The sequence below is a fragment of the Nostoc sp. genome (assembly GCF_036917815.1).
Taxonomy (GTDB): domain Bacteria; phylum Cyanobacteriota; class Cyanobacteriia; order Cyanobacteriales; family Nostocaceae; genus Nostoc.
The window spans coordinates 1-3,577 of sequence record NZ_JBALEK010000059.1 but is presented as its reverse complement, the minus strand read 5'-3'; the positions used below and the strand labels follow the sequence as shown (position 1 = coordinate 3,577).

At 49.8% G+C, this 3,577-nt stretch carries 4 protein-coding genes; 3 read left to right on the top strand and 1 reads right to left on the bottom strand.

Going from position 1 to position 3,577, the window contains the following annotated elements; all coding sequences use genetic code 11:
• Nucleotides 1–148: 148 nt before the first annotated feature.
• Entirely contained in the window at nucleotides 149–1,093 is a 945-nt protein-coding gene (locus V7K97_RS17795; protein ID WP_334802338.1) for an AraC family transcriptional regulator, read from the bottom strand.
• 139 nt (nucleotides 1,094–1,232) lie between these two features.
• Here V7K97_RS17795 and V7K97_RS17790 point away from each other — a divergent pair, with 139 nt between their 5' ends.
• The 3 genes from V7K97_RS17790 (at nucleotide 1,233) to V7K97_RS17780 (ending at nucleotide 3,483) form a co-directional block, all read left to right on the top strand.
• Nucleotides 1,233–1,427, top strand: coding sequence for an SDR family NAD(P)-dependent oxidoreductase (locus V7K97_RS17790; RefSeq protein WP_029631356.1), 195 nt, complete (start codon nucleotides 1,233–1,235; stop codon nucleotides 1,425–1,427).
• Between the two features lie 74 nt (nucleotides 1,428–1,501).
• Nucleotides 1,502–2,236: an SDR family oxidoreductase gene (locus tag V7K97_RS17785; protein WP_334802337.1), complete on the top strand. Its 735-nt coding sequence runs from the start codon at nucleotides 1,502–1,504 to the stop codon at nucleotides 2,234–2,236.
• A 194-nt stretch (nucleotides 2,237–2,430) separates the two neighbouring features.
• Nucleotides 2,431–3,483: an aldo/keto reductase gene (locus tag V7K97_RS17780; RefSeq protein WP_334802336.1), complete on the top strand. Its 1,053-nt coding sequence runs from the start codon at nucleotides 2,431–2,433 to the stop codon at nucleotides 3,481–3,483.
• Nucleotides 3,484–3,577 lie beyond the last annotated feature (94 nt).

The window sequence follows — 3,577 nt, the reverse complement described above, 5'->3', positions numbered from 1 at the left end:
AAATCCTTTGAGTAAGATACTGGCATTTATTCATACAATATTATCTCTTCATTCTAACTTAGTTTGTGGTTCAATTACCTGAAAATTGCTGTAAAAGCTATATCTCTGGATGTTTGCAGTTAGCTGTAGCAAACTACACAGTCTTTGCTCAAGCTATTCGTAATCGTTCAATGTCCTTCATAGGAGGCGCACCAAACATCCGAGAATATTCGCGACTAAACTGTGAAGGACTTTCGTACCCCACCTGATAGGCAGTACGGGTCGCATCGGCATTCTCGGCAAGCATCAGGTGACGCGCTTTCAATAGTCTTAATTGCTTTTGATATTGCAGCGGACTCATGCAGGTGACTTCTTTGAAATGGCGATGGAACGAGGAAGGAGACATATTAGCTTGAAGAGCTAGATCCTCAACCCGCAGTGGCTTTGTAAAATCAGCCTTGATAAGTTTTATCACTTCAGCAATGCGCTGCATATTGCTGCCCGATGTGGCAATTTGGCGAACTGCTTCACCTTGTTCACCAATTAGCAAACGGTAGTAGATTTCGCGGACGATCATTGGTGCTAGGAATGGAATATCCTGCGGTGTGTCCAAAAGCCGTGTCAGCCTGATAGCACAATCAATCAACGATGGATCGGCATCGCTGATGAACCAGCCTCTAACCGAGTTTTCTTTCTTACCCATGCTTGGGTTAGTTTGAGCAATAATGTCACAGAGTTGAACGGGGTCTAAATCTAGCTTAAATCCTAGATACGGCTTCGCAGGTGTCGCCTCGATCGCACATCCACAGAGCGGCAAATCTACCGAAACCACTAGATATTGAGCTACGCCATACTGATAGGTTTCCTCATTCAGCAACACTTCTTTTTTGCCTTGAACGACAATGCCGAGAATCGGTTCGGCGACTCCCTGCATTGTGGCTAAAGTATCAGATTGCCGCATGAATTCTAACTGACTAATTGCCGTTGGATGAACACCGTTTCCCCTACTGTCAGTGTGCCGGGCGACTAATGCTGCCAGTTCGTCACACTTGCTGATTGCCGCTTCATAGTTCAGTGTTTCAATCACCACGCGCTCATTCCTGACTGATACCATCCTCATACGCTCATTATAGAGAATATTTCTCCCTTGCCAACGCCTGACTTGAGAGGATTAGGCAATCATCTGCAAGGTTTGTGTATTTAGGGAAAAGCTTTTCAACCTTATGATGAACCCATGCTGAAAGGATGAGGCAATGAAGAGAAACAAGGCAAAAATTGCTTTAGTCACAGGAGCGAGCCAAGGACTGGCGAAAAATACCTCTTTGGCGCTGGCGAAAAAAGGGGTTGGTGTAATCGTGACGGATCGCAGCAGTGAGGCAAAAGTGAACAGTGTTGTTTCTGCGATCGCCTACTGTGGCCATTCACCCATCGCGGAAACCGATGAGTAAATACCCAAAGAATTGAAGTCTCTAGAGGCATATTTTTCTAAGTCAAATCAACCTCAACAGCAAGGACAGTCATCATGTTAAATGTAGAAAACAAAGTTATTGCGATTACTGGAGCCAGTAGTGGCATTGGTGAAGCCACAGCGAAGTTACTTGCTCAAAACGGTGCAAATGTAGTTCTGGGGGCACGGCGTACAGAAAAGCTAGAAGCGATTATCAAAGAGATCCGCGACCAGGGAAACATTGCAGAATTCAAAGCAGTGGATGTCACTGATCGCGAGGATGTGAAAGCATTCATTCATTTTGCTAAAGAAAAACTTGGTCGCGTCGATGTGATCTTCAACAATGCAGGTGTGATGCCCTTGTCTCCAATGAATGCCCTGAAAGTCGAGGAGTGGGACACCATGATTGATGTAAATATCCGTGGCGTATTGAACGGCATTGCGGCTGGTTTACCGATCATGGAAGCACAAGGCGGCGGACAGTTTATCAATACTGCGTCGATCGCTGCTCACATGGTAGGGCCAACCAGTGCAGTCTATTCCGCGACAAAATATGCTGTTTGGGCGATATCTGATGGACTGCGCCAGGAGTCGAAGAACATTCGCGTGACCATCATATCCCCCGGTGTCGTTGAGACCGAACTCGGCTCTGATATCACGGACGATGCAGTAAAAGGCTTCTTGAAAGAACTCCGCAAAACTGCCCTCACCCCTCAGGCGATCGCCCAATCTGTCTTATTTGCTGTGTCCCAACCGGATGATGTCGATGTCAACGAAATCATTGTCCGCCCGACAGCCAGCGCCTTCTAGGTATTGAAGACATCACTTCTGTGTCCCTTCTTTGCGTCATGAGCTTGATTGACACATACAAGACACTTTTACCATTCTGAGTACTCAGTACTCCTCTTCTTACCCAGCACGGGCTAAACCTTAGCTATCCGCTAACAGCACTTTTAACTCAGCACTCTTCATCGACTTTGTTGTTTCAGCCAGAAAAGAAACCTATGAGCCTTACCGCCTTCCGCACTCTCGGACACTCCGGCTTGATCGTCAGCCCGCTCACCCTCGGCACCATGACCTTCGGCACCCCGCGATGGGGTGCGCCCGATGAGGTTTCTGAGTCCATCTTCCATGCCTATGCCGATGCTGGCGGCAACTTCATCGACACCGCCGATGTGTATGCCAAGGGTCGCAGCGAGGAACTGATTGGTAGCTATATCGCCGATCGCAGCCTACGCGACCAACTAGTGCTTGCAACCAAGTTCAGCTTTCACGGCGGCGAACCGGGCAACGCGAATGCGGGCGGCAACGGACGCAAAAACATGCATCGGGCGCTTGAGGGTTCGCTGCGCCGCCTCCGTACTGACTACGTTGACCTCTACTGGATGCACACCTGGGATATGGTGACGCCTGTTGAAGAAGTACTACAGTCGCTCGGCGACCTGGTGCGCGTCGGCAAGATCCGCTACTTCGGCTTCTCAAATGTGCCAGCCTGGTACACTGCCAAGGCAGCCGCGATCGCCACAGCGCATAACATTCCTGGGCCCATCGCCATGCAACTGGCGTATTCGCTCGTTGAACGCAGCATTGAGCGCGAACATCTGCCCGCCGCCCGTGAATGCGGTCTCGGCATCTGTGCCTGGAGTCCGCTTGCTGCCGGTTTCCTCACTGGCAAGTACGAGCGCGAGGAGGCGGGGGCGAGCGGTCAAGGACGGCTGATTGGCCCCAATCCTTTCGGCAACCAGATGTTCACCGATCGTAACTGGCGCGTCCTTGATACCCTGCGAACGGTGGCAACCCAAGTCGATCGCCCCTTGGCGCAGGTCGCCCTTGCCTGGGTTTTGGCACAGTCTGGCATTACCTCGCCGATTCTGGGTGCAAGCTTGCTCGATCAACTGTATGACAATCTGGCATCATTGGACATCCGCCTCACCCCGGAACAGATCCGGACGCTGGACGAGAGCAGTGCCCTTGATCCCGCCTTTCCCTATAGCATCTTCACCAGCGAGGTGAATCGTAGCATTTTCGGCGGCGCGATCGTCCAAGGCTGGAGGTAGCTCAGGGCAAACGCATCTTATTTACTAATAAAAACTAAGGGAGATTCCAAAATTACATAGATAGTTGTAAAAATTGGTAAAATGATAAATAAAA

Bases quoted from the DNA above. Each gene is read 5' to 3' on its own strand.
- V7K97_RS17785 (WP_334802337.1), top strand. From the start codon at position 1,502: ATGTTAAATGTAGAAAACAAAGTTATTGCGATTACTGGAGCCAGTAGT.
- V7K97_RS17795 (WP_334802338.1), bottom strand. From the start codon at position 1,093: ATGGTATCAGTCAGGAATGAGCGCGTGGTGATTGAAACACTGAACTAT.
- V7K97_RS17790 (WP_029631356.1), top strand. From the start codon at position 1,233: ATGAAGAGAAACAAGGCAAAAATTGCTTTAGTCACAGGAGCGAGCCAA.
- V7K97_RS17780 (WP_334802336.1), top strand. From the start codon at position 2,431: ATGAGCCTTACCGCCTTCCGCACTCTCGGACACTCCGGCTTGATCGTC.